This window comes from Pseudodesulfovibrio senegalensis (assembly GCF_008830225.1).
In the GTDB taxonomy this organism is placed as follows: domain Bacteria; phylum Desulfobacterota; class Desulfovibrionia; order Desulfovibrionales; family Desulfovibrionaceae; genus Pseudodesulfovibrio; species Pseudodesulfovibrio senegalensis.
This window is the reverse complement of the sequence record NZ_WAIE01000003.1, coordinates 17602-41458: the sequence shown is the minus strand read 5'-3', so window position 1 is coordinate 41458 and position 23857 is coordinate 17602. Positions and strand designations below refer to the sequence as shown.

Here is a 23857-nt window from a genome sequence, read left to right as displayed (position 1 = left end):
AGCACCCGGCCGGGCACATTCTAATAGGCGAACGGCTCGGTCTCGCGGAACTCGAACACGAAGGGCACGCCGGGCCGCTCGATGGGGACGATGTCCCGGCAGCGAAACACGCGCTCCCGGTCCAGCACCGTGGCAATGACGCCGGGCACCTGCGGATCGCCGGGCAGGGGTTTTGGCGAAATTTCGAGCCTTCCGGCCACCCGCACCCACTGGCCCGGAGAGAAACGGTCCGGATCGTCCACGGCCACGGCAAACCCCGGTGCCACCGCGTCCGCAAGGCAGCAGACAATGGCCACCCGGAACACGGCCACCATGCCCAGCGCGTCCAGCTCGGGCGTGCGCTCCACCATGCCCTGCCAGACGATTTCTCCGGGCAGGGATTCGGGCCGGGCATCGGCCATCATGCGCATTTCCGCCGCGTTCATGCGCACGTATTCCACGCCGCCGATGACCATGCGCGCAGTCTGTTCGGGCATGAGGCCTTCAAGCGTCAGGCTGCCCGGCGGCGGCTGGCCCGCGTCAAAGGAGCCGCCCGGACCTTGGCCGGGCATCGGCCCGGAAAAGGAAACGGCGTCCGAAGAAGCCGGAACAATGCCCGCGCCGCCGGAGAGCACGCGCACGCCGCGCAAGGAAAAAAACGCCAGACACAGAAACAGGGCCAGACAGGCAATGCGCGAAAACGACAGGCCCGTACCCGGCCCGACGCGGCGCAGGGCGAATGCCCCGCCCAACAAAACACACACGCCCCCGGCCACCGCGTTGACCACGGCAAAACGGGGATGCAGCAGTTGCCAGCTGTGGCCCGACAGGGTCAGCCAGAGCATGAACCCGCCCAAACAGGCCAGCAGCGACCCTTCGATCACGGCACCAAGACGCGCGCTCATGATCCGCCTCCCAGCCATTGCAGCAGCAGGGACATGACAAGCACGGACAGGGTGGGCACCGTGACCAGCGCAAGGGTGACCCGGCCCCGGAACGTGGCCCCGAACATGCCCAAAAGCTTGAGATCCACCATGGGACCGATGGCCGTGAACGACAGCTGGGCCGCACGCGGCAGCATGGAGAACCCGGCCGCCACAAAGGCGTCCGCCTCGGAGCAGACCGAGGAAAGCACCGCGAAAAGCATCATGCTGACAATGGACAGCACCGGGCTGTCCACGAACAGGCGCAGGATTGCGGCGGGCACGAAGACCTTGAATGCCGCGGCAAGGCAGGCCCCGGCGATCAGGAACCGGGCCATGGACAAAAATTCCAGCGCGGTGTGGGACAACACGGCCATGAGCCGCGATCCCTGCTGCGCACCCTCGGCGCAGGATGCGCAGGAGCATCCGGACTCATGGCCTTCGTGCGCATGAATGGCGGGTTCGCCGATGCCGTGCATACGCAAGAGAACGGGCTTGGGCATGCGCAATACATCGTGGGCCTCGCCCCGGCCCAGGCCAAGGGCCACGGCAGCCGCGGGCACGGCCACGAACAGCACACGCAACCCCACCATGGAAAGATCATTCTGAAAGGCCACATAGGTGGACAGCACCACCACCGGATTGATCACCGGCGCGGCCAGCATGTAGGCCATGACCATGCGCACCGGCACCCGCCGCAGCAGCAGCCTGCGCGCAATGGGCACCACCCCGCATTCGCAGGTGGGCAAAGCCATGCCCGCCACCAGCCCCACAGACACCTGCGCCACCGCCCCGCTCGGAATGAACCGCTCCAGCGCCCTGTCCGGCACGAACACCTCGAACAGCGCGCCCACCAGCGAGCCCAGCAGCAGAAAGGGAGCGGCCTCCAGCACGATGGCCGTGGCCATGGAACAGAAAATCAGCAGGGAATCAGCCATGAAACAACGGCCTCACGATTTGAAAACGCCGTAAAAACCCGCGCGCCCCAAGAGAAAAAAAAGGAATTGACAACCATTATCACAAAAAACGTATACTGGCTTCCGTTCCCGAACGCAAACGCACAGGAGTCCTCGCATGAACATATCGTCTTTCACACGCGCAATTCCGCTGATGCTGGGCCTTTTGCTCGCCGCCCTGCCAGCCCATGCCGCCGCGCTGAACGTCACGGTCAGCATCGTGCCGCAACGCTATGTGGTGGAAAAAATCGGCGGTTCCCTGGTGGACTGCTCGGTCATGGTCCAACCAGGCGCCAGCCCGGCCACCTACGAGCCCAAGCCCGGACAGATGACCGCACTGGCCAACTCCTCCATCTATTTCGCCATCGGCGTGCCCTTTGAAAACGCGTGGCTGCCGCGCATTGCCGCAGCCGCCAAATCCATGCGCGTGGTGCACATGGAAGAATCCATCAAACGGGTGCCCATGGCCGCGCACCATCACCACGACCACAGCGAAAAGCACGAACATGAGCACGAAGGCCACCACCACGGCCCGCTTGATCCGCACGTATGGACCAGCCCGTCCCTGATGCGCGTACTGGCGGGCAACACCATGAAAGCCCTGCAGCAGGCCGACCCGGCCAATGCCGGGACCTACAAGGCCAACCTTGAGCGCTTCATGGCCGAGATCGACGCGCTGGACAAGGAACTGCACGCCATCTTCGATCCCCTGCGCCGCCCGGCCCGGTTCATGGTCTACCATCCGGCATGGGGCTACTTTGCCGCCGATTACGACCTGATACAGGTGCCCGTTGAGCTGGAAGGCAAGGACCCCGGCCCCAGGGAACTGGCCTCGCTGATCCGCATGGCCAAAAAAGACAACATCCGCGTGGTCTTCGTGCAGCCGCAGTTCTCGCGCCGCAGCGCCGAGGTCATTGCCAGAGCCATCAACGGCCGGGTGCAGCCAGCCAACCCGCTGGCCGAGAACTGGGCCGAAAACCTGCGCACGGTTTCCCAATCCTTCCGCGCGGCAGCCGCACAGACCGTCAATAAATAACGATCACTTACCGATAACTTCGGAAGCAAGGTCCGGCAATATCTTGCCGGCCTTGCCTTCGAGAAATATCGTGCTGGTCTCATAGGTATACGCCGATTCGCGCACATTGATCTCCACCACCACGGCGCCATGGCGCGCCGCCATGCGCGGAATGCGCGCCGCCGGCATGACCTCGCCCGAGGTTCCCACCACGATGCATACGTCGCAGGCCTTGGCTTCGGCCAACGCCGCACGGTGCACATGGTCGGGAATGGGTTCGGAAAAAAACACGACATCCGGCTTGAGCACCCCGCCGCAGGCCGCACAGCGCGGGGGCAGTTTTTCCATAGGCACGTCCGCGGCATCCACCTGCAGGCCGCAGTCCATGCAGGTCATGGTACGGGTGCTGCCGTGGTATTCCAGCACGTTCACGGAACCGGCCCGGTGATGCAGACCGTCGATGTTCTGGGTGATGATCGCGTGCAGTCGCCCCCGGGCCTCCATTTCGGCCAGGGCCAGATGCGCGGCGTTGGGCCGGGCGCGTCCGGCTGCGCCTTCATAAAACAGGCGGTACAGCAACTCCCAGCTTTTTTCCGGTTCGCGCCGAAAACGGTTGCGGTCGAACAGGTTCGGGTCGAACCGCGACCACAGGCCGCCCGGCCCCCGGAACGGGGCTATGCCGGACTCCACGGATATGCCCGCGCCCGTGAAGGCGATGACGTGTCGTGCGGAACGAATGGTCTCGGCCGCATGGGAAAGGGCGTGGTTGGACATGCCCCTGCCTTACCAGACCGCAGGGAAAAGGAAAACATCGGTCCGCAAAAAAGCAGCCCGTTAGCCCCGAAACGACTCCACGGCTTCGCGCAATTCTCGAGCCGCCTGCCGGGGATCACCCGCAGCGCACAAGGCCGAGACAACGGCCAAGCCGTCCGCGCCCGCGTCCAGCAGCGTATGCGCGTGTTCGGCACGCACGGACCCGATGGCCACGCATGGCCGAGAGCTCAGGGCACGGCGGCGGGTGAACCCGTCCACGCCCAGCACCGGCGAGTGATCCGGCTTCGTGCTGGTCTCGAACACCGGCCCCACGCCGAGGTAATCCGCGTCCATGGACTCGGTGGCAACGGCCTGTTCGTCCGTGTCCACGGTCAGGCCGATGATGGCCCCCGGTCCCAGCAGTTGCCGGGCCACATGGCAGGGCATGTCCGATTGCCCCAGATGCACGCCCGCAGCATTCACGGCCAGGGCGATGTCCACGCGGTCGTTGATGAGCAGGGGCACGCCCTGCGGTTGCAAAATGGCCTGCAACGCCCGGGCCTTGTCCAGAAATTCACGGGTGGAGGCGTGCTTTTCCCGCAACTGCACCATGGTCACGCCCCCGGCCACGGCCTCGGTCACCAACCGCTCCAGCCCCATGGCCGAGCACATGCCCGAATCCGTAACCAGATACAGGGAACAGTCGAAATTCGTTCGCCAATCGCGCGTCATTGATCCTCTCCCTGAAAATGAAATCATACCCTTTCCGCGTCCCGGCAATATCCTGTCCCACCAAGTATTGTTGCGGGACGCGGAAAGGTCCAAGGACCGCCGCCACGCGGCAACGGCCCGTTACCCACGAATCGCTAACCGAGTTTTTCGTTGATTTCCTTGGCGGCCTTGACCCCGGAAAGCAGCATGCCGCCGAAGATCGGGCCCATGCGATAGGAGCCGTGCGAGGCGTTGGCAGCCATGCCCGTGACATACATGCCCGGGAAGACCTCGCAGGTATTTTCCACGGTGTCGGTCTCGGCCACGTCCGCCCACATGGACTGTTCGCCCTGAATGGAGCCGCTGGGCGTGTTCAGTTTGATGTCGTTCTTGCGGCACAGGGTCTTGAGCACTTCGGTGTCGTGGCCCGTGGCCTCGATCACGTACTTGCAGCCGATGACCAGCGGGTCCACGTGCAGTCCGGCCATTTCCACGGGCGAGGAATTGATGACCAGCCCGGTGACGCGCTTTTCCCCGTCCACTTCGCGGATGGCCACGTCCTCCACGGACACGCAGTTGAACACGCGGGTTCCGGCAAGGCAGGCCTGCGAGGCCAGCGTGGTGGTGGCGGCCACCGCGTCGCAGGTGAAGTATTCGTCCTGGTAGCGCTTCATGGGCACGCCCAGATCCTCCAGCACGTGCTTGGAGCCTTCCTGAACCACGATGGTGTTCCAGGTCATGCCGCCGCCCCACATGCCGCCGCCCATGGAGAGCTTGCGCTCGAACATGGCCACCTTTCGTCCGGCCTTGGCCAGATGATAGGCGGCGGTCATGCCCGAGGGGCCGGCCCCCACGATGGCCACGTCCACGTCAAGGCAGTCGCGGAACTTGTGGTAGAATTCGGTGATGATGGCATCGGTGATGATTTTCTCGTTCAGAGACATGCGTTTCCTCCGTGTGGTTTGGAGGGTGCACGAAAACCGTGCGCCCTCGGAGGCACGAACGTCCGGGTAACAGGGAGAATGTGCGATGATGAAGAATGGGCGAAAAGCCCACGTCAAGGCAGTGTCCGAGTTCCCTACGCCAGTGCAAACTGAATCAGGTTCGATGGGTTTGATCTCAGTCCGGCCGCCGTCGGCAGGACACCCCAATCGGAATGAACACGGTGTACACGCAAAGCGGGCGGTCCGCAAGCCGGAAAGGAAATGCCTTTCCGAAAAACCATAGAGAATAATTGTCGTGAAACGATAACCGTGAAAGTATCAGTCAACTGATAATTCCAGCCCACGGGTACGCCATGAACACGCATTTCTGCCAGGACGAAACAGTACGCTTCATTCTCGAGGCCACGGACGAACTCAACCGGCTCAACGACGTGGACTCCATTCTGGACCGCATTCTGCTCGACGCCCGCACGCTCGCCAGTGCGGACGCCGGATCCATCTTCCTGACCGAAGGAAACAGCCTGCGCTTCGGCTACGTGCAGAACGACACGCTCTTTCAAACGGACAGCAGCAACACCGTGCTCTATCAGGACCTGACCCTGCCTATCGGGGAAGGCTCCATCGTGGGTTACGCGGCCCTGACCGGCGAGACCCTGATCATCGACGACGCATACGCGCTGGACCCGACCCTGCCCTACGGATTCAACAAATCCTTTGATGAAAAATCCGGGTACAAAACCACCTCCATGCTGACCCTACCTATCCGGTCACAGGAAAACCGGCTGGTGGGCGTGATCCAGCTCATCAACGCGCGCAACGAGCAGAAGCAGGTCGGCCCGTTCGACCCGGCCGACATCTCCTATCTGGGCCTGCTGGCCAATCAGGCTGGCGTGGCCATCCAGCGCGGCCAGCTCAACCGCGAGCTCATCCTGCGCATGATGCAGATGGCCGAAATGCGTGATCCCACGGAAACCGGCGCGCACGTGCAGCGGGTGGGCGCATACTGCGCGGAGATTTATCAGCGCATGGCCCAGAAACGGGGCACGGACCCGCGCGAGATCCGCAGCTACCGCGACCGCATACGGCTGGCCGCCATGCTGCACGACGTGGGCAAGGTCAGCATCTCAGACACCATTCTCAAAAAACCGGGCCGCCTCACGGACGAGGAATTCAAATCCGTGAAAATGCACACCATCAGCGGGGCGCGCCTGTTCCGAAACCAAACCTCCAACCTGGACCGCATGTGCATGGATATCGCGCTGCGGCACCACGAAAAATGGACCGGCAACGGCTACCCCGGCAACGTACCCGACCTGTGGGATGAAAACGCGCGGCCCGGTGAACCGCTGCAGGGAACGGCCATCCCCCTGAGCGCGCGCATCTGCGCGGTGGCGGACGTGTTCGACGCCCTGACGTCCCCGCGCTCCTACAAGGAGGCATGGCCCAACGAAAAAGCCTACATGGTGCTTGAAGAAGATTCCGGCACCCATTTCGACCCCGATGTGGTGGAATCGTTCATGGACATATTGCCCACCATCACCGCCATTCAGGAACGTTTCCGCGAAAAGGGATGACAGGCTGGCGACCGGCAAAAACGGATAATTATCCTTGACCGCCATCAAATCAGGAATAATTATCATCTTATGACCGCAGACAACTCCACCTGCTCCGTGCAGGAAAACATTTTCGTGGCCCGGCAGCCCATTTTCGATCGCTCGGAGAAGATATGGGGCTACGAGCTGTTGCACCGTGAATCGGAAACAGCCATGGTCGCCAACATTTCGGACGGGGACGTGGCAACACAGGCCGTTATTGCAGACGGGGTCAGTCTGGCCATGGAAGGTTTGACCGGCAAGCACCAACGCATACTCATCAATTTTCCGCAGAACCTGCTTGTGGCCGGGGCGGCCCTTGCCCTGCCCAAGGACACCTGCGTGGTGGAGATACTGGAAGACGTGCGGCCCACGCCCGAGGTGCTGGATGCGCTGCGCGAGCTCAAGAAGGCCGGCTACACGCTGGCCATGGACGATTTTTGCGGCGAGACCTGCCTTTTGCCGTTTCTGGACCTCGTGGACATCGTCAAGGTGGACATTCTCGGTCTGGACAGCGACCCGGACAAGATCCGCGCGGTCCACTCCGTCGCTGGCAGGCGCACGGCCACGCTGCTGGCGGAAAAGGTGGAGGACCGGGAAACCTACGACCTCTTGCGGGACATGGGCTTCGACCTGTTTCAAGGTTTCTTTTTCAGCAAGCCACAGATCGTGCCCGGCAAAAAGCTCTCGTCCAGCCAGATGAGCAAGCTCCAGCTGCTCAGGGAGTTGGGCAAGGATGATTTCGAGCTCAGGGAAATCGCCAACATCCTCAAGGCCGACCCCTCGCTCTCATTTCGCCTGTTCCGGCATATCAACTCCGCGGGGTTCGGCCTGAACAGCAAGGTGGATACCCTCGACCGCGCCGTGGTCATCATGGGCCAGCGCCCCATAGCCCAATGGCTGCGCACCGCGCTCATGAGCGACCTGAACTCCTCGTCCAATGCGGGCGAGCTGGTCTTTCTCTCGGTGCAGCGGGCCAAGTTTCTGGAAATGCTGGCCATGCATGCGGGCATGACAAAGAATGTCCACCCGGACTCCTTTTTCGTGGTCGGCCTGTTCTCGCTGCTGGATTCCATGCTCGGCATGCGCATGAAGGACCTGCTCAAGACCCTGCCGCTGGATGAAATCATCACCTGCACGCTGGACGGTTCCTGCCCGGAACACACCCTGCTCAAGCTGGCGCACAGCTACGAGCGCGGCTACTGGGCCGACACGGACAAGCGCATACGGGAAATGAATCTGGACAGGCGCACGGTGGACGCCCTGTACGTGGAAGCGCGGAACTGGGCCCAGCGCGCGCTGGCAGCGTAGGAAAAAGGACTCAGCGAACCCGTTCGAGGCGCGCCCCGGCCTCCCGATCCGGGCGCAGGGCCACAATGCGCTCGGTGCTCTCGGCAAACAGGTCCACCGGGTGGTGGCTGATGACCAGCACCTGCAGTTCCAGCCGCTCGGCAATCTCCGCAACAAGCTTCATGAACACGGGCACCAGCGCGGGCCGCAGCCAGCAGTCCTGCTCGTCCAGCACCAGAAACGGCCGGTGCCGCTCCTCGTGGAGCTGGGAAAGGGCAATGAGACGCAGGCCCACGGAAAGGATGTTGCAGACCGAACCGCCCTGCCCGTGCAGGATATTCTCCACCTGCTCCTCGTCGCCCTGATTGCGGATCTGAAAACGCACGTTGAGCCGGTTGTTCTTGACCTCGCGCGTGGTGAAGACCACCCGGTCCTGACCGAGAACCTCGCGGATGGCGTGGGTCAGATTGGCCTCGATCTCGTCCAGCAGCGAGCCGAACATGAGCGTGCTCAATTCCTCCAGCCGCGTGCGCACCGAGGGCGCAAGGTCCAGAAATTCCTGCGCACGTTCCAGCAGCTCCCGCTCGCGCAGGAACTCGTCCGTGCGGCTTTCACCGAACGCGCTCAAACGGCCGAGCCTGTTTTCCAGCTCACGCAATTCCGGCTGTCCGGGCATGGTCATGAACGCCTCGAGCTTTCGCCAAAGGCCTGCTCCACTTCGGCCAGCCCTTGCTGCAGATCGTTGATGTGCTGACGGTATTCCTGCACAAGTCGCTCATTTTCCTGCTGTTTTTTCTGCAACAAGCTTTGCAGTTCTTCAGGTTCGTCCGTGCCGTATTCCTGTTTGGCCCGCTCCTTCAATGCTTCCAGCTGACCGGTCAGGTTCCTGATGTCCTGCTCCACGCGCACCTTGTGGTCGCGCAGTTGCTCGAACCGGGCGCGCAAGGATTGCAGCTCCTGCTCCACGGCCTTGTCCGGGCCGCCCGCGTTATCGTGATGCATCATCCATTACCTCCTCGTACAGCTCCCATACAAGGGAGTCCTCGGGTGTCGTGTCGTCGAGATTTTCCTTCAGGAAGTCGCGCAGCCCCACGCCTTCGTTGGTCCTGCGCCATGCCAGCCGCTCCAGCCCGCGAATGAAGCGCGAACCGTCCTGTTCCTCACCCTCCCCCTGCTCGGGCGGCAGTTCCTGATCTGGGAACACCTCGGCAAAGGGCAGGTGCGGCAAATCCTGCGGCGCAAGCTCGGCGCAGCCCGGAGTCCAGACATGGGCGCGGGGAACCCGCTCAAGGGAATGGCGCGAAAAGGTCAGCCGGGAAATGTTGCCGGGGTTGGCCCATGTGGTGCAGCCCTTGACCACGGTCTGCTGCGGCCTGTGGATATGGCCGTTGATGACCCAGTCAATGCCGGGCAACTCCTTGATGCCGTAGGCGCGGTCCAGAAACTCCGGAAAACGGATGTTGTGGTGCGTAAGCCAGAGCACGGTCTGCGGATCATCCAACAGGGGATCGTCGCCGGGGCGCTCAAAAAGCTTGGGAATGGGCGAACCGTCCGGGCTGGCGCACACAAGGGTGCGGGCAACCCCCGAATCCGTTTGTGAACGCAGCACGAACTGCGGTCCCTGCTCCTTCATGAGCCGCAACGCACCCGCGGTTTCCAGCACCGCAAGGCTTACGTCGTCGGTCAGGCGGGACTGGTGCTTGTCGTGGTTGCCCACCAGCGCCCAGACCTTTTGCGCGCCGCCGTGGGAGACAAACAGGCGCATGAGTTCCACAAGCATCCTGTTGGAGTTGTCGCGGGGCCAGTGGAACATGTCGCCCAGAAACACGGGCACCAGTTCCTGCTCGCGGGCCATGTCCAGCCCGGCCTCCACCTTGGCCAGTATCTGCTCGAAATATCCGTCCAACCGCTGGCCCGGCGAATTGTCCGCAAAGTGGGGATCGGCCATGAACAGCAGGCCCGCGCCCTCGATTTCCGGGATTTGGCTAGGACTCATGCTCGCCGACCTCCTGCAGAAAATGCCCGGCGTCCATGGGCTGGCCGCAGGTGGGGCATGTGCCCAGCCCGGCCAGCCGTTCATCAAGCTGCGCGCGGAACGCCTGTTTTTCGTTTTTTGCCCGCTCCAGTTCGACCTGCGCCTGCCCGAGCCGATGCTGCAACGCGCCCATGTCCCGCAGCAGGGCCTGCAGGGGTGCGGGTGAGTCCGGCTGGGGCGGGTCAAGCAAACCGTTCAGGATCGCGTGCCTTTTTTCGGACCGGATCAGCCCGTCCGCAACCGTCTGCAAGCTGTCCACAAGGGTGCGCAGGGTGCGCGTGTCGTGCACTTGCGGGGGCGGATTCAGGGGAGCCAGAGTCTTGGCCTGGGCCGAGGCGGTTTGCAGCCGCCTGTGCAGGGCGGCCTGCTCGTTCAGCGTGTTGGCCAGCGGGGCCACGGGCTCCAGTTCGGGGGGGGGCGTCAGATTGGCGAGAGCCTGCGCGGACCGTTGCGCATGGACCCGTTGTTTTTCCAGACGGTCGCGTTCATGGAGCAGGGAACCCAATGCCGGGATGGCCGCATCCAGCGTGCGCAGTTGCGTCTTCATCTCCCGGCAGGTTTCGGCCAGCAGAGTCAGATCCGGCAAGGGAGACAGGGTGTCCAGCTCCGTTCGGATGTGCCCCAGCCGCGCGGTGCGCCCGGCCTGTTCGCGCTTGGCCTCTGTAATGCGCTTCTTGAGCGCGTCCTGCATGGAGAGCAGATGCGCGCCCTCGGTGGACGAGGCCAGAAAGTCCGCCACAAGGCTGTCCGGCCTGTTGAGCAGAAAGACCGGCTCGCGCTGGTTGCCGATGTGCACGTCCACGGCGTCGTTCTTGAAACGCTCCAGTTCAACCGGATCCAGCCGCAAAAGATCGCGCACCTCGTCCGGCACGTTGCCGCGCCCCATCTTCCAGAATTCTTCGGGCTCGTCCTGTCCTGGGCGGTGAATTTCGTAGCCCGGGCTGGCCTTCTTGCGAATCCAGACCACGCGCACCCCGTCCTCAAGCTCCACGGTCACCCGCGCCTGTTTTGCGCCGTGGCGGATGTAGTTGTAGGGCGAAGGATTGGTGGCCACGCAGCGCAGGGCCTCCACAACAGCGGACTTGCCCGTGTTGTTGGGTCCTGTCAGGGCCGTGAGCCCGGGACCAAGCTCCAGCTCGGTGTGCTTGTGGGCCATGAAATTCTCAAGAATGATTTTTCTGATCATGATTCCCGGTCGCATTGGTTTGCGGCAGTGCTGTTGGGGTTATGCGGAAGCCTCGGCCAGCCGGGACTCTCCGCTTGGTGAACATCAGGCCCGCGTTCCGGCATTGCATTGCAGGAACGGACAGAAATCCAGAGCCTGTGGGGTCATGGCCGTTGCCTGTCCCTGCCCTTCATACACCACCAGCGGAGCCTCCGCCACAAGGCCGGGCCGCGCATCGCGCACCCCTTCCAGCAGCACCATGCGCGCAGGCTCATGAATACGGCTATGCACAAGGCGCATGCGCTTTGGCTCCAGCCCTGCCGAACGCATATCCTGCAGCAAATCCGGCAGCCGCTCGGCCAGATGCACCACGAAAAAACGCCCCCTGCCGCGCAGCAGCCGCGCCGCGCACGCGCAGAAATCCGCAAAAGACGCCTGCTGCTCGAAACGGGCGTTGCCCCGTTGCTCACCGTGGCTGACCCGGCCCGAGCCGGGGTCGCGGTACGGCGGGTTGGCCACAACGAAATCCAACGTCTGCGCCAATGCCCTGTCCGGCTCGCGGCGGACGAATTCGCGCACATCGGCCTCGCGCACGGCAAAACGGTCTTCAAGGCCCAGCAAGCGGGCGTTGTCCTGCGCGCTGCAGACCGCGTCCGGGTCCAGCTCCACCCCGGTCACCCCCCAATCCGCGTTTTCCCGCTGCCCGCGCAACAGCAGGCCAAGCCCCACCACGCCGCACCCGGCCCCGAGGTCCGCGCCAACGGCCCGGTTCGGCAAATGGCAAAAACAGGACAACAACAACGAGTCCATGGAAAAACGGTATCCGCCCTCGGGCTGCATCAACCCGCGCGGGAACTGCTGGCGCGCCGCATCCGTCATGCGCGCCCCTTTTTCCGCGCAATGCGGGAACGGACCATGTCCAGCAGCATGCGGGCCTCGGTCATGCGCAGGAGCACGGCTCCGGCAAAATACACAATGACCCAGACCGGAATCAGGGCCAGCCACCACCCGCTCCATGATGCGGAAAACCACGCGCCCGCGCCGATAAGACAGGAAAGCGCAAGGCTGCGCGCCACCCCGCCCAATTCCAGCGGGGAATGGCCGAGCCGCGCCCGCAGCTTCCAGAACAGCAATGCGAAATTCGCCAGCGAGGACGCGCTCACGGCCACGGCCAGCCCCACGTGCGCCCAGAAGGTCATGAGCCACGCGCCAAGGCCGATGTTGACCACAAGGCAGGCCACGGCAATGCGCACCGGGGTTCTGGTGTCCTCCAGCGCATAGAACCCGGCCACCAGCGGGCGGGCAAGGGCGATGAAGGGCAGGCCCACGCTGTAGGCGGCCAGGGCCTGCGCCGTGGCTATCACGGCCTGCGCGGAAAACGCGCCCCGCTCGAACAACAGGCTGATGAGCGGCACGGCCAGCGCCAGCAATCCTGCGGCCGCGGGCAGGGCAATGAACAGGGTCAAACCCATGGCCGAGCGCAAGGCTCCGCCGAACCCGTCCATGTCCCTTTTGGCGGCAAGGGCCGAAAGGCTGGGCAGGGCCGCGGTGCTCACGGCAATGCCGAACACGCCCAGCGGAAACTGCACAAGACGGTCCGCATAGTAGAGATAGGAAACGCTGCCCACCGGCAGATAGGAGGCCAGCAACGTGCCCAGCAGAATGTTGAGCTGGTACACGGCCGCCCCGAACACCGTGGGCAGCATGAGCAGGCCCATGCGCCGCACGCCCGGGTCGCTCCACGACCATGCCCCGCGCCACGAGAACCCGGTGCGCCGCAAAAACGGCAGTTGCAGGGCGAACTGGAACACGCCGCCCACCAGCACGCCGAAGGCCATGGCATAGGCCACGTTCCACCCGGCCCAATAGCCGGTCAGGGCCGCACCGATCAGGGCCACGTTGAGCACCGAAGGTGCCAAGGCCGGGGCAAGAAAGTGGCCCTGCGCGTTGAGCATGCCCATGCACAAGGCCACCGAACAGATGAAAATCACGTAGGGAAAACAGATGCGCACAAGGTCCACGGTCACGGCGAACTGCTCGGGGTTGCGCGTGAACCCCGGGGCAATGGCCATGGTCAGCGGCCCGGCGGCCAGCTCGGCCAGCAGGGTGATGCCCGTGAGGATGACCGCCAGCCAGATCATGGCGGACCGGGCCATGGCCTGCGCGGCTTCCTCGCCCTGCTCCTCGCGCACCCGTGCATAGACCGGAATGAAGGCCATGGTCAGGGAACCCTCCCCGAACAGGCGGCGCAGCAGGTTGGGAATACGGAAAGCCACGAAAAAGGCGTCCGCCAGCAATCCCGCGCCCAAGGCAAAGGCCACGATCAGGTCTCTAACGAACCCCAACACGCGGGAAACCAGCGTGGCTCCGGCCACCACCCCGGCATTGCGTGCTATCTTCCGGCCATGTGCGCTCATTGATTCTTCCTGTTTGCGTTGATCCGGGCAACCCCGGCCAAAAACCGCGCGATTCGCGGTCAAATCGTATCTATAAAAAATCTAGTCTTTTTCTAGAAAAATCGCGTCTTCGTCATATTCCGGACAGTTGAAAAAAAAGTTCACGGCAAAAACACAATCTTCACTCCTGCCGGGCTACAGGCATGTTGTCCATCCGATCCCAAAAAAATATTCAACCATTTCAACAAAAAGCCATATGCATCCAATCGTCTGCCCATGCATGAATCCTTTTGGGCCAAAAAACAGGTTTCGTTATAATCAGCGCATCAAACGCATACGAAAAACACGGTTCATAACACGAAGGCCTGCCCGAACCGCAACTTCTTTGTTGGAGTCGTTGCGGTTGTTCCACCCCCTGGCCATACGCTCATTTCTGGCAGCACGGACAAAACGTGGACGTACGCCCGGCCACGGTGCAGCACACCAGCTCCGCACGGCAGCGCGGGCAGCACTGCCCTTTTTTGCCATACACGTTGAAGCTGTTCTGGAACGCCCCGGCATCGCCGTCCGCGTTCACATAGTCCCGAATGGAGCTGCCGTTTTCCGCAATGGCCTGCAGGAGCACGTCCTGCAAATGCCGGAACAGGGCCGCCAGCCTGTGCGGGGGCACGTCGCAGGCCTTGGCGTCCGGCCGGATTCCGGCACGAAACAGGGACTCGTCCGCGTAGATGTTTCCTACACCGGCCACCACGGTCTGGTCCAGCAGCAAGCCCTTGATGCGCGCCTTGCGATGCGCCACGGATTGGGCCAGCAGCTCGGCGCCGGTTTCCAGCGGCTCGGGGCCGAGATTGCGCCAGAATTTCCATTGCTCCAATTCACCGGGCAGGAAAAGGCGCACGTAGCCGAACTTGCGCACGTCCGCAAAGGTCAGCACGGTGTTGTCCCGCAGCAGAAAGCGCACCCGGTCATGGGTCTGGACATCGCGACAGACCTCATGCACCACCCGGCCCGTCATCTTGAGGTGAAAGGCCAGCGTCAGCTCGCGGTTTTCATGGTCTTCGGGAGAGATCAAATCCAGCAGCAACAGCTTGGCCCGCCTGCGCGCGCCCACAACGGTGGCGCCCGGCACAAGGGCCTGCAAACGGACGGGCTGCGACTTCATGTCCCGACCCGAGGCGTCGCCGTCATGCACGCTGCCGGGCCACAGCACGCGCACGCCCGCAACGGTGCGATCGCAAAGCGATCCGTGCAGTCCACGGGCTATGGTTTCCACTTCGGGCAGTTCGGGCATGAATCTTCCTTTGCGCCGCAATACCGGCACTAACCGCAATCATCCGCAAGCCCCTGCGGCAACGCGGCACATCCCCTCAAATAGGTGGTTTTCGGATAAAAGAAAAGCGGGCCGAGTCTTTCCCGGCCCGCTCTGTTCTCATGAAAGGCCCGACTATTTGCCGGTCAAAACGCGGCCAACACGGGTCAATGCATCCTTGAGGGTGGCGTCGTCCAAAGCATAGGAGAACCGGATGCAGCGGTCGTCGCCGAAAGCCGAACCCGGCACAAGGGCCACGCCCGCCTCTTCCAGAATCCTGGTACACATGGCCGCGGAGTCCGGGGCGTCTTTGGTGTAGAAATTGTCCAGCACCGGGAACAGGTAGAAGGCGCCGTCCGGCTTGGGACACTGCGCGCCCCAGCCCGCGATGATCTCATAGGCCATGTCGCGGCGGCGAACAAAGGCCTCTTTCATGGTTTCCACAATGTCCCACGAGCCGTTCAGGGCCACGGTGGCCGCCTTTTGCGAAAACGCGGAAATGTTGGAGGTGGACTGGCCCTGCACCTTGATCATGGCCTTGACCAGATCCGCATGGGCCACGGACCAGCCGATGCGCCAGCCCGTCATGCAGAAAGACTTGGACAGCGCGCCCACCAATGCGCAGTTTTCCGGGTGCGCGGCGCGGAAGCCGGCCAGCGAGGCCGGGGTGGCCGGGGCATATACCAACCGGTCGTAAACCTCGTCCGAAATGATGAACACGTCGTTCTTCAGGGCCCAGTCCGCGATCTCGTCCAGCTGGTCCTGCGTGTAGCAGCAGCCCGTGGGGTTGGAAGGCGAATTGAGGATCAGCACCCGCGTGCGGCTGGTGCGTTTGGCCTCGAGGTCGGCCACGGAAACGAGAAAATCATTGTCCGCCGTGGCGGGCACGATCACGGAAACGCCCTCGGCCAGCTGCACCATGGCCGGGTAACTGACCCAGTACGGACCGGGAATGAGCACTTCGTCGCCCGGGTTCACTAGGGCCATGAGCAGGTTGTAGAGCACCTGCTTGCCGCCGTTGGAGATGATGGCCTCGTCCGCCGTGGCCGGGGCATCGTAAAAACGACCGTAATACCCGGCAACGGCCTCGCGCAGCTCGGGGATGCCCGGAACCGCGGTGTAGCGGGTGAACCCCTCGTCCAATGCGGCCTTGGCCGCTTCCACGACGTGTTGGGGCGTATTGAAATCGGGCTGGCCCACGGCAAGGCTGATGACCTCGCGGCCCTGCGCGCGCAGCTCCTGCGCCTTGGCGTTCACGGCCAGCGTGGCCGAAGGTTTGATCCGTTCCAGTCTGTCGGAAATTCGCATGATGGTGATCCCTCTGTGGCAGTTGACGATCCGGTCCTCTCCTCAAGCCCTATAGAGCAATTTTTTTTCAAGGTAAATCCATGATCCGCGGCTGAGGCACACCGCTGCCGACGATTGGCCAAACCACGGCCGCACGGATCGGGACGCCCTTTTGCGAAAAACGGGAAAACCATATGCGAAACCTGCACGCGATATGCAAAACGCACTGGATTCTTTTTGCTCCCTGCGGTAGTCTAGAATTTCTCTAGCAGTCCACAGGGCTTCTCGAGAAAACCCGTTATCATTATCAATGAATACAGCTAGATAGAAGAGGAAAACCATGGCAGCCACCCCCATGCCGAAACGGCTCCCCGAGCCGATCATCAACGAAAACGCAAAGATAGTTCTCCAACGCCGCTACCTGCGCAAGGACACCGAAGGCACCCCTTTTGAAAACTACAGGGAACTATTCTGGCGAGTGGCCTCGAGCATTGCGGCCGAGGAAAAAAAATACGCTGATTCCGTCTATACGGTTTCCAAACTGGCCCGCGAATTCTACGATCTCATGACTTCGTACCGGTTCCTGCCCAACTCGCCCACGCTCATGAACGCGGGCACGGATCTGGGCCAGTTGGCGGCCTGTTTCGTGCTGCCGGTGGAAGACTCCATCGAGGGCATCTTCGATTCCGTGAAGCACGCGGCCATGATCCACAAATCCGGCGGCGGCACGGGATTCTCGTTTTCCCGGCTGCGTCCCAAGGACTCGGTGGTGGGCTCCACGGGCGGCGTGGCCTCCGGTCCGCTTTCGTTCTTGCGCATCTTCAACTGCGCCACCGAGCAGATCAAACAGGGCGGCACCCGGCGCGGGGCCAACATGGGCATCCTGCGCGTGGACCATCCTGACATCATGGAATTCATCAAGGCCAAGGAACGTGACGGGGAACTGAACAACTTCAACCTGTCCGTGGGGCTGACCGAGGCTTTCATGCGGGCCGTGGAAAAGGGCGAAGACTACGAGTTGGTGGACCCCAAGACCGGGTTGGTGTCCGGCACGCTCAACGCGGGCGAGGTCTTCGGCATTCTGGTGCAAAAGGCATGGGAATCCGGGGATCCGGGCATGGTCTTTCTGGACCGGGTCAATCGCGACAACCCCACCCCGGCGCAGGGCGACATGGAATCCACCAACCCCTGCGGCGAACAGCCCCTGCTGCCCTATGAGGCATGCAACCTCGGCTCCATCAATCTCGGGCTGGTCTACGCGGCCGGGCAAAACGGCCACGACAGCGAAATCGACTGGGACGAGCTCAAGCGCATCGTGCACCTTGCCGTGCGTTTTCTGGACAACGTCATCGACGCCTCCAATTATCCCCTGCCCCAAATCACGGAAACCGTGGAACGCAACCGCAAGATCGGGCTGGGCGTCATGGGCTGGGCCGACCTGCTCTTCCAGCTGGGCATCCCCTACAACTCGCAAAAAGCCGTGGACCTGGCCGAGCGGGTCATGAAATTCATCCGCGACGAATCCCGGGCCGCGTCCAAGCAACTGGCCAAGGAGCGCGGGCCGTTCCCGGCCTACGCGGACTCCGTGTTCGGCAAGGCCGACCTCGGCCCCTACCGCAACGCCACCACGACCACCATCGCGCCCACCGGCACCCTGTCCATCATCGGGGGCTGCTCCTCGGGCGTGGAGCCGCTCTTTGCCCTAAGCTTCGTGCGCAACGTCATGGACGGCGACCGGCTTGTGGAAACCAACCCGCACTTCGAGACCGCCCTGAAAAACGCCAACGCCCACAGCGCCAGTCTCATGGAGGAGGTGGCCAAAAAAGGCTCCATCGCGTCCATGGAATTTTTGCCCGAGGACGTGCGGCGCGTGTTTGTCACGGCCATGGACATCGAACCCATGTGGCACCTCAAGATGCAGGCAGCCTTCCAGAAATACACGGACAACGCGGTTTCCAAGACCGTGAACCTGCCCAACGAGGCCACGCAGGAACACATCCGCGAAATCTACTGGAAAGCCTACGAATACGGATGCAAGGGTGTCACGGTCTACCGCGACGGCTGCAAGTCTTCGCAGGTGCTGTGCACGGGCGATTCCGAAGAAAAGATCAAGAAGGACGACAGCATCGTCAAGGACCGGCCCGAAGTCATCTACGGGTTCACCCACAAGGTGGAAACCGGATTGGGCGTGCTGTACCTGACCGTAAACGAGATGGACGGCAAACCTTTCGAGGTCTTCGCCACCATCGGCAAATCCGGCCGCTCCATCACGGCCAAGGCCGAGGCCATCGGCAGGCTGGTGTCTCTGGCCCTGCGTTCGGGCGTGACCGTGCGCGACATCGTGGAACAACTCAAGGGCATCGGCGGCGACAACCCCAAGTTCATGAAGAAACATCTGGTGCAGTCCATCCCGGACGCCATCGCCTACGTGTTCGAATCACGCTACATGCAGGACAGGCCGGTCAGCGCCGGGGTCACGGCCCTGCACAGGGAGACCTGCCCGGACTGCGGCAGCGAGCTTGTCTTCGAGGAAGGCTGCCATATCTGCAAATCCTGCGGCTTCACCAAGTGCGGCTAACCCCGCATCCGCTTGGCACAAACAAAAAAACGGGCGCCGCACAACGTGCGGCGCCCGTTTTATTTCATGTATTCCTGATCAGGCGTTGCGCAACGATTCCACCATGCCGGAAAGCTCTTCGGCCTGTGCGGCCAGGCGTTCCAGCGCCTGCGTGGTTTCCAGCGCGGCCTGCTCGGTTTCCGCGGCAATGCTGTTGATCTCGTCAATGGACTGGTTGATTTCCTCACTGGCCGCGGACTGTTGTTCCGCAGCCGTGGCAATGCCCTGAATGCGGTCCGCGGAAAGCTCGGCCCCGTCCACGATTTCCTGCAGCACCGAACCCGAGGTGTTGGAAAGGTCCGTTGCCGTGGAAAGGTCGGAAACGGCCTGTTCCATGGCCTGCACGTTGCGGTCCGCAGCGGTCTGGATGGCCTCGATGGAATCGCCCACTTCCTTGGTGGCGGTCATGGTCTTTTCGGCCAGCTTGCGCACCTCGTCCGCAACCACGGCAAAACCGCGTCCGGCGTCGCCTGCGCGTGCCGCCTCGATGGCCGCATTGAGCGCCAGCAGGTTGGTCTGGTCCGCAATGTCCGTGATCACGCCCATGATGTTGCCGATGCCACGGGCCTGCGTTTCCAGCTCGTCCATGTTGGTGCGCAGCTGGTCCGCCTGCGCCTGAATGGAGTTGATGGCCTTCACCGACTGATTGACCACGTCCGCACCGTTCATGGCCTTGGTCTTGGCCTCCTGCCCCTGTCCGGCGGCATCGCCGGCATTGCGGGCCACTTCCAGCACGGTGGCGTTCATCTCTTCCATGGCCGTGGCCGTGGCCTGGATGCGTTCGCGCTGGACATTGGTGCCCTCGCTGATCTCGTGGGCCTTGGCGTTGATGGCCTCGGTGATGCCGTTGATTTCCTGCACCACGGTTTCCAGCTGTTTTCCGGCCTCGATCATGCCCTCGGCACGGGCGCGTTCCGCACGTTCGCGGGCCTCGCTCGCCTCCTGCATGGCCTGTTCCGCGGCGCGGGCCTTGTTTTCGGCCTCTTCGGTCTTGGCCGTAATCTCGAGCATGTTGCTTTCCAGCGTGCCCGACATATCATTAAGCGCCTCGAATATCTGGCCGATCTCGTCATTGCGGGTCTTGTCGATGCGCGTGTCGTACTTGCCGTCACGAATCTTTCCGAGCATGTCCGCCACGCTCTTCAGCGGGCGTACCGCCACCATGTCCATGAAGACCCACACAAAGGCACAGATGACCAGCAGACTGATGACAAACACGATGGCCAGGTTGGTCATGGTATTGTAGACCGGAGCCATGATTTCGGCCTTTTCGATCACGCCCACGAATTTCCAGCCAAGGGCCGGGGAGGTGTGCACAACGCCCACACGGTCCAACCCGTCCAGCACGGTATCCACCGCGCCCTCGTCCTGGGCGAAGAACTGCTTGTACGCAGAGTCCTCAAGCTCGGCCACGTTCTTGAACAGGGTTTCCTTGTCCCCGGGGTTGGCGATGACCACGCCGTCGTCCTGAATGACCATGACGTGTCCGCGCTCGCCCATGCGGATCTCGGCAAGCTGCTTGGTGATCTGCCCCAGGGAGATGTCCATGGCCGCAACGCCGTATTCCACGCCGTTGTGCACGATGGCCTTGCCCGTGCTGATCATGGCCTCGCCGTTGGTGGACCGGTAGGCCTTGGAAATGATGGACTTGCCGGGCGAGGCCACGGCGTCCTTGTACCACGGGCGTTTGCGCGGGTCGTACCCGGCGGGCATGGGATCGTTGCCGCCGATCACGAACCCGCCCTTGCGCGTGCCGATGTAACAGTCCACGTACGCCTTGTGGCTGGAAAGGATCAGCTGGTAGAATGTACGCAGCTCCCTGCCCAGCTCATCGCCGGGAAATGTCTCGTTGGTGGGGACCGGCGTTTCGGAAAGGTAGTTGGTCAGGATCTGGTCAGCCTGCTCGGTGCGCTTGTCCGCGGCCATCATCTCCGTATTCAGGCGCGCCTCGTCCATGAACAGGGTCAGGCCGTTGTCCACATGGACCAACTCCTTGGCTATCCCCTGAATGGCCATGCTCCGCGAATGCCTGTGCACATCGTAGGCCGTGATGGCGAAAATCACGGAAAAGACCAAAAAGATCGATACGATCAATCCCGCAAGGATCTTCAGTTTAATGGAAACCTTCATATGCTCCCCTTAATCATCTTCTGTTTGACGGGAACCTTCCTGCGCTCCCCTTGTTGTGTGCGCGGCTCAATCCGCATGCCTCGTTGACGGGGCGTTCCGGCGAATCCCAACCCCTGGGAACCCACCATACCCCACCTCAATTTCTGCGCACCAATTTCCTCCCCTGTCAAGAGGATTACTTTTCCTGATCATGTCCTTTTGCTTCCCTGAACCATCCCCGCCCCGGTTCCGGGTGTATCCTGTTGCAAACACCCGGGAGGAACAATGACGCAATACGACCAGAGAGCATGGATCAGGTACGAGGACGGCTCCTACGAGCCCGTGCGCATGAACGGCGACATCCGCCGCAAAAAACGGGGACCGGGCATCCCCCTGTGGTGGATCATGAACATGCCGCGAAACTGGATGCCGCAGGCACACGGGCACGCATATACGAGCAACCATCCCAGCGGAGCCCTGAGCCGACGTTTCGGCAAGACGGAAACGGCCGCGTTCATCCACGCGGCCCGGCAACCGGCACCATGAGCACACAGCCATTCACCGGCGCGGGACGACCTTCCCCCGATTTTCTCATTGCATATGCCGCAACATGCCGCATGATGTATCCATGACGATCCGAAAATCCGGCCCCGTACTGCTGCTGTCTTCGGGCAGCCTCTTCCACCTGCCCCTGGAGCAGGTGGCGACCATGGCCGCGCAAAGCGGTTTTGCCGGGCTGGAACTCATCGTCAACGACCCGGCCCTGCAGCCCGGACCGGCCATTGACGCGGTGAACGCCGTCTGCCCGATACACAGTCTGCACGCGCCGTTCCGGCAGTGGTCCCGCTGGGGCGGCCACCAGAATTCGTGGAAGGCCACCACCGCGCTGGCCAACGCCCTGCCCCACTGCGACCACATCACCCTGCATCCGCCCGGCAACCGCCTTTCCACCATGATCCAAAACCGCTGGTTCGCCCGGGCCCACGATCTGGCCCTGCTGCTGGATGCCAAGGGACGCCTGCGCTACTCGCTGGAGAACCTGCCCTGGGCCGAGGCCTCGCCCTTCGGACGCGACGAGTTGGACAAGCTCATGGACCAGTGCAGAAAGAAAAACGTGGGCATGACCTTCGATGTCTGCCACATGGGCGTGAGCGGCTATGATGTGCTCAACGCGCTGGACAGGGTGCCCCACGACCTGCTCTGCAACGTGCACTTTTCCGACGCCCGCGCCTACCGCGAACACATGACGCCCGGAACCGGCGACCTGCCGCTGGATGATTTCCTGGCCCGGCTGGACCAGCGCGGCTACCAGGGCTACGTGACCCTGGAGCTGGAACCGGCCGCATTCCCGGAACAGGAAGACAAAATCACGGCCATGCTCAGGGACATCCGCTCCCACATGGAAGAGTCCATGAATAATGGATAATTGTTAAGATTCAAAAAATAACGTCTGGCGGGGCTTTTCCGCCTAGTTCCTGATAAGTCAGCCATTTGTGCAAAGAATTGCCCAAAAGCCGCAGATGGTCGCCACAAAAATACGCTTTTTTTTTCTTGCCACGATACATATGAAGATATACGCCGCATTGCCCGAACACGGGCAAGGAATACATATGAAACGCATCTTCACCATACTGACCCTTCTGGCCCTTGCCGCCTTTTCCGGCGGCTGTGCGGTCATACCCGTAGCCCTGACCGGGGCCTCCATGGCCGCGCCCAAGGCCATTTCCCTGGCCATCACCGGGGTCAAGCTGGTGCACAAGACCACCCTGCTGGCCGCGGACGAACGGCACACCTCGGACATCGCCTCGGACACCGTACTCGACATGCAGGCCTCCATGACCGTGATGACGGCAACGGGCATCGACGCAGACGTGCACACATACAACGGGCAGATATACGTGGTGGGCGAATACGACACCACGGACCACCGCGACCAGATGCTGGCCGACCTGCGCGCCATGAACGGCGTGCGCGACGTCAAGGGCGTGCTGCGCCCCGAGACCGCCCCCGACGACCTGCATCCCGGCATCCGTGACTCCTTTGCGGAAAACGCGGTTGCCGCCAACCTCATCAGCGAACTGGGGCTGGACTCGGCCAACGTGGACGTGGAGGTGATACAGGGCGAAGCCGTTCTTGTGGGCGTGGTGGAAACCCACGACGAAGAGCGCGCGCTTGAAGCCATGGTCAACGGCCTGAAAAAAAACAAGGGACTGGCCGACATGACCGTGACCTCGCTGGTGGCCGTGCAGCGCGACTTCGACGCGGGCGTCATGACCGCGGACATCGAATATTCGCTGGGGCGCGCATACGGTCCGCCCGTGCCCGAAGCCCTGCTCATGCAGGACGCCCCCCCTGTCCTCGCGCAGGCGACTCCGGCCGTCCGCTCCACCACCGCAGGACCTGCGGCAGTGCATGAGAACCAAACCGTGGGACGCGCACCGAACCCCGACACCCTGCGCACGCTGGCCGCAAACTACAAAAAGCATTTTTCCAAATGGACCAGAGCCCGCCGCAGCATCAAGCATGAAGTGCTGACCCTGTGCAGTGCGGAACAGGACGCCAATACCCGCAACCAACTGCGGACCATGGCCCGCAAGCTGACAACCGACAGGCAGTATTCCATTGCTGACCGTCTGGAACTGACCATGCAGCGGTCCCACGACCTGCGCACCAAACAGGTAGCCAACACCCTGCTCAAGCGGATCGCGCCCGAGCGCGCCGTGAACATGAGCGCCCTGGCCCTGAACTGAATCCCCATTCATGAATGAAAAACGCC

The 23857-nt window shown here is 62.5% G+C and carries 21 protein-coding genes and 1 riboswitch; of the genes, 7 read left to right on the top strand and 14 right to left on the bottom strand.

Features of this window, described 5'->3' with window-relative positions:
- Positions 1-20 precede the first annotated feature (20 nt).
- Both F8A88_RS08480 and F8A88_RS08475 read right to left on the bottom strand, forming a co-directional pair.
- Complete coding sequence (locus F8A88_RS08480) at positions 21-884, bottom strand: TIGR03943 family putative permease subunit (protein ID WP_151150719.1); 864 nt, start codon at positions 882-884, stop codon at positions 21-23.
- Positions 881-1840 (bottom strand): permease, encoded by a 960-nt coding sequence (locus F8A88_RS08475; protein WP_151150718.1) that lies wholly within the window; start codon positions 1838-1840, stop codon positions 881-883. The genes F8A88_RS08480 and F8A88_RS08475 overlap by 4 nt, the downstream gene beginning before the upstream one ends.
- 136 nt (positions 1841-1976) lie before the next feature.
- On the opposite strand from F8A88_RS08475, the gene F8A88_RS08470 reads away from it, so the two are divergent.
- Positions 1977-2894: a metal ABC transporter solute-binding protein, Zn/Mn family gene (locus F8A88_RS08470; RefSeq protein ID WP_151150717.1), complete on the top strand. Its 918-nt coding sequence runs from the start codon at positions 1977-1979 to the stop codon at positions 2892-2894.
- 3 nt (positions 2895-2897) lie between these two features.
- On the opposite strand, the gene F8A88_RS08465 is transcribed toward F8A88_RS08470, so the two are convergent.
- From F8A88_RS08465 to F8A88_RS08455, 3 genes are all read right to left on the bottom strand, one after another.
- Positions 2898-3647, bottom strand: coding sequence for an SIR2 family NAD-dependent protein deacylase (locus F8A88_RS08465; protein WP_151150716.1), 750 nt, complete (start codon positions 3645-3647; stop codon positions 2898-2900).
- Between the two features lie 60 nt (positions 3648-3707).
- Positions 3708-4358 carry a thiamine phosphate synthase gene (gene thiE / locus F8A88_RS08460; protein ID WP_151150715.1) on the bottom strand — a complete coding sequence of 217 codons (651 nt, stop codon included), beginning with the start codon at positions 4356-4358 and terminating at the stop codon, positions 3708-3710.
- Positions 4359-4492: 134 nt separating this feature from the next.
- Positions 4493-5281: a sulfide-dependent adenosine diphosphate thiazole synthase gene (locus F8A88_RS08455; protein WP_151150714.1), complete on the bottom strand. Its 789-nt coding sequence runs from the start codon at positions 5279-5281 to the stop codon at positions 4493-4495.
- Between the two features lie 113 nt (positions 5282-5394).
- Positions 5395-5497, bottom strand: a riboswitch (TPP riboswitch).
- Between the two features lie 137 nt (positions 5498-5634).
- Here F8A88_RS08455 and F8A88_RS08450 point away from each other — a divergent pair.
- Complete coding sequence (locus tag F8A88_RS08450; protein WP_151150713.1) at positions 5635-6855, top strand: HD domain-containing phosphohydrolase; 1221 nt, start codon at positions 5635-5637, stop codon at positions 6853-6855.
- Between the two features lie 69 nt (positions 6856-6924).
- Positions 6925-8184, top strand: coding sequence for an EAL and HDOD domain-containing protein (locus F8A88_RS08445; RefSeq protein WP_151150712.1), 1260 nt, complete (start codon positions 6925-6927; stop codon positions 8182-8184).
- 10 nt (positions 8185-8194) lie between these two features.
- Here the strand turns inward: F8A88_RS08445 and F8A88_RS08440 are convergent, their stop codons facing one another.
- The 8 genes from F8A88_RS08440 to F8A88_RS08405 form a co-directional block, all read right to left on the bottom strand.
- Positions 8195-8839, bottom strand: coding sequence for a P-loop NTPase family protein (locus tag F8A88_RS08440; RefSeq protein WP_151150995.1), 645 nt, complete (start codon positions 8837-8839; stop codon positions 8195-8197).
- Positions 8840-8841: 2 nt separating this feature from the next.
- A complete protein-coding gene (locus tag F8A88_RS08435) occupies positions 8842-9168 on the bottom strand; it encodes a hypothetical protein (RefSeq protein ID WP_241667395.1) in 327 nt (108 codons plus the stop codon).
- Entirely contained in the window at positions 9152-10159 is a 1008-nt protein-coding gene (locus tag F8A88_RS08430) for a metallophosphoesterase family protein (RefSeq protein ID WP_151150711.1), read from the bottom strand. The genes F8A88_RS08435 and F8A88_RS08430 overlap by 17 nt, the downstream gene beginning before the upstream one ends.
- On the bottom strand, positions 10149-11384 hold the full coding sequence (locus F8A88_RS08425) for an AAA family ATPase (protein ID WP_161598362.1): 1236 nt from the start codon (positions 11382-11384) through the stop codon (positions 10149-10151). The genes F8A88_RS08430 and F8A88_RS08425 overlap by 11 nt, the downstream gene beginning before the upstream one ends.
- 84 nt (positions 11385-11468) lie before the next feature.
- Entirely contained in the window at positions 11469-12242 is a 774-nt protein-coding gene (locus F8A88_RS08420) for a tRNA1(Val) (adenine(37)-N6)-methyltransferase (protein ID WP_151150709.1), read from the bottom strand.
- A complete protein-coding gene (murJ, locus tag F8A88_RS08415; protein ID WP_151150708.1) occupies positions 12239-13780 on the bottom strand; it encodes a murein biosynthesis integral membrane protein MurJ in 1542 nt (513 codons plus the stop codon). The genes F8A88_RS08420 and murJ overlap by 4 nt, the downstream gene beginning before the upstream one ends.
- 406 nt (positions 13781-14186) lie before the next feature.
- Positions 14187-15050, bottom strand: a complete 864-nt coding sequence (mutM, locus tag F8A88_RS08410; RefSeq protein WP_151150707.1) for a bifunctional DNA-formamidopyrimidine glycosylase/DNA-(apurinic or apyrimidinic site) lyase — start codon at positions 15048-15050, stop codon at positions 14187-14189.
- 153 nt (positions 15051-15203) lie between these two features.
- Entirely contained in the window at positions 15204-16376 is a 1173-nt protein-coding gene (locus F8A88_RS08405) for a pyridoxal phosphate-dependent aminotransferase (protein WP_151150706.1), read from the bottom strand.
- 319 nt (positions 16377-16695) lie between these two features.
- On the opposite strand from F8A88_RS08405, the gene F8A88_RS08400 reads away from it, so the two are divergent.
- Positions 16696-18933, top strand: coding sequence for a vitamin B12-dependent ribonucleotide reductase (locus F8A88_RS08400; protein WP_151150705.1), 2238 nt, complete (start codon positions 16696-16698; stop codon positions 18931-18933).
- A gap of 78 nt (positions 18934-19011) precedes the next feature.
- On the opposite strand, the gene F8A88_RS08395 is transcribed toward F8A88_RS08400, so the two are convergent.
- On the bottom strand, positions 19012-21102 hold the full coding sequence (locus F8A88_RS08395) for a methyl-accepting chemotaxis protein (RefSeq protein WP_151150704.1): 2091 nt from the start codon (positions 21100-21102) through the stop codon (positions 19012-19014).
- Between the two features lie 264 nt (positions 21103-21366).
- Here F8A88_RS08395 and F8A88_RS08390 point away from each other — a divergent pair, with 264 nt between their 5' ends.
- The 3 genes from F8A88_RS08390 (at position 21367) to F8A88_RS08380 (ending at position 23831) form a co-directional block, all read left to right on the top strand.
- Positions 21367-21627, top strand: a complete 261-nt coding sequence (locus tag F8A88_RS08390; RefSeq protein WP_151150703.1) for a hypothetical protein — start codon at positions 21367-21369, stop codon at positions 21625-21627.
- An 82-nt stretch (positions 21628-21709) separates the two neighbouring features.
- Complete coding sequence (locus tag F8A88_RS08385) at positions 21710-22507, top strand: sugar phosphate isomerase/epimerase family protein (protein WP_151150702.1); 798 nt, start codon at positions 21710-21712, stop codon at positions 22505-22507.
- Between the two features lie 184 nt (positions 22508-22691).
- The gene (locus F8A88_RS08380; RefSeq protein WP_161598361.1) at positions 22692-23831 is read left to right on the top strand and encodes a BON domain-containing protein; all 1140 of its coding nucleotides are present in this window, start codon (positions 22692-22694) and stop codon (positions 23829-23831) included.
- Positions 23832-23857: the final 26 nt, after the last annotated feature.

Excerpts from the sequence above, each read along its gene's own strand:
- F8A88_RS08480 (WP_151150719.1), bottom strand. The coding sequence starts at position 884 with ATGAGCGCGCGTCTTGGTGCCGTGATCGAAGGGTCGCTGCTGGCCTGT.
- F8A88_RS08475 (WP_151150718.1), bottom strand. The coding sequence starts at position 1,840 with ATGGCTGATTCCCTGCTGATTTTCTGTTCCATGGCCACGGCCATCGTG.
- F8A88_RS08470 (WP_151150717.1), top strand. The coding sequence starts at position 1,977 with ATGAACATATCGTCTTTCACACGCGCAATTCCGCTGATGCTGGGCCTT.
- F8A88_RS08465 (WP_151150716.1), bottom strand. The coding sequence starts at position 3,647 with ATGTCCAACCACGCCCTTTCCCATGCGGCCGAGACCATTCGTTCCGCA.
- thiE (WP_151150715.1), bottom strand. The coding sequence starts at position 4,358 with ATGACGCGCGATTGGCGAACGAATTTCGACTGTTCCCTGTATCTGGTT.
- F8A88_RS08455 (WP_151150714.1), bottom strand. The coding sequence starts at position 5,281 with ATGTCTCTGAACGAGAAAATCATCACCGATGCCATCATCACCGAATTC.
- F8A88_RS08450 (WP_151150713.1), top strand. The coding sequence starts at position 5,635 with ATGAACACGCATTTCTGCCAGGACGAAACAGTACGCTTCATTCTCGAG.
- F8A88_RS08445 (WP_151150712.1), top strand. The coding sequence starts at position 6,925 with ATGACCGCAGACAACTCCACCTGCTCCGTGCAGGAAAACATTTTCGTG.
- F8A88_RS08440 (WP_151150995.1), bottom strand. The coding sequence starts at position 8,839 with ATGCCCGGACAGCCGGAATTGCGTGAGCTGGAAAACAGGCTCGGCCGT.
- F8A88_RS08435 (WP_241667395.1), bottom strand. The coding sequence starts at position 9,168 with ATGATGCATCACGATAACGCGGGCGGCCCGGACAAGGCCGTGGAGCAG.
- F8A88_RS08430 (WP_151150711.1), bottom strand. The coding sequence starts at position 10,159 with ATGAGTCCTAGCCAAATCCCGGAAATCGAGGGCGCGGGCCTGCTGTTC.
- F8A88_RS08425 (WP_161598362.1), bottom strand. The coding sequence starts at position 11,384 with ATGATCAGAAAAATCATTCTTGAGAATTTCATGGCCCACAAGCACACC.
- F8A88_RS08420 (WP_151150709.1), bottom strand. The coding sequence starts at position 12,242 with ATGACGGATGCGGCGCGCCAGCAGTTCCCGCGCGGGTTGATGCAGCCC.
- murJ (WP_151150708.1), bottom strand. The coding sequence starts at position 13,780 with ATGAGCGCACATGGCCGGAAGATAGCACGCAATGCCGGGGTGGTGGCC.
- mutM (WP_151150707.1), bottom strand. The coding sequence starts at position 15,050 with ATGCCCGAACTGCCCGAAGTGGAAACCATAGCCCGTGGACTGCACGGA.
- F8A88_RS08405 (WP_151150706.1), bottom strand. The coding sequence starts at position 16,376 with ATGCGAATTTCCGACAGACTGGAACGGATCAAACCTTCGGCCACGCTG.
- F8A88_RS08400 (WP_151150705.1), top strand. The coding sequence starts at position 16,696 with ATGGCAGCCACCCCCATGCCGAAACGGCTCCCCGAGCCGATCATCAAC.
- F8A88_RS08395 (WP_151150704.1), bottom strand. The coding sequence starts at position 21,102 with ATGAAGGTTTCCATTAAACTGAAGATCCTTGCGGGATTGATCGTATCG.
- F8A88_RS08390 (WP_151150703.1), top strand. The coding sequence starts at position 21,367 with ATGACGCAATACGACCAGAGAGCATGGATCAGGTACGAGGACGGCTCC.
- F8A88_RS08385 (WP_151150702.1), top strand. The coding sequence starts at position 21,710 with ATGACGATCCGAAAATCCGGCCCCGTACTGCTGCTGTCTTCGGGCAGC.
- F8A88_RS08380 (WP_161598361.1), top strand. The coding sequence starts at position 22,692 with ATGAAACGCATCTTCACCATACTGACCCTTCTGGCCCTTGCCGCCTTT.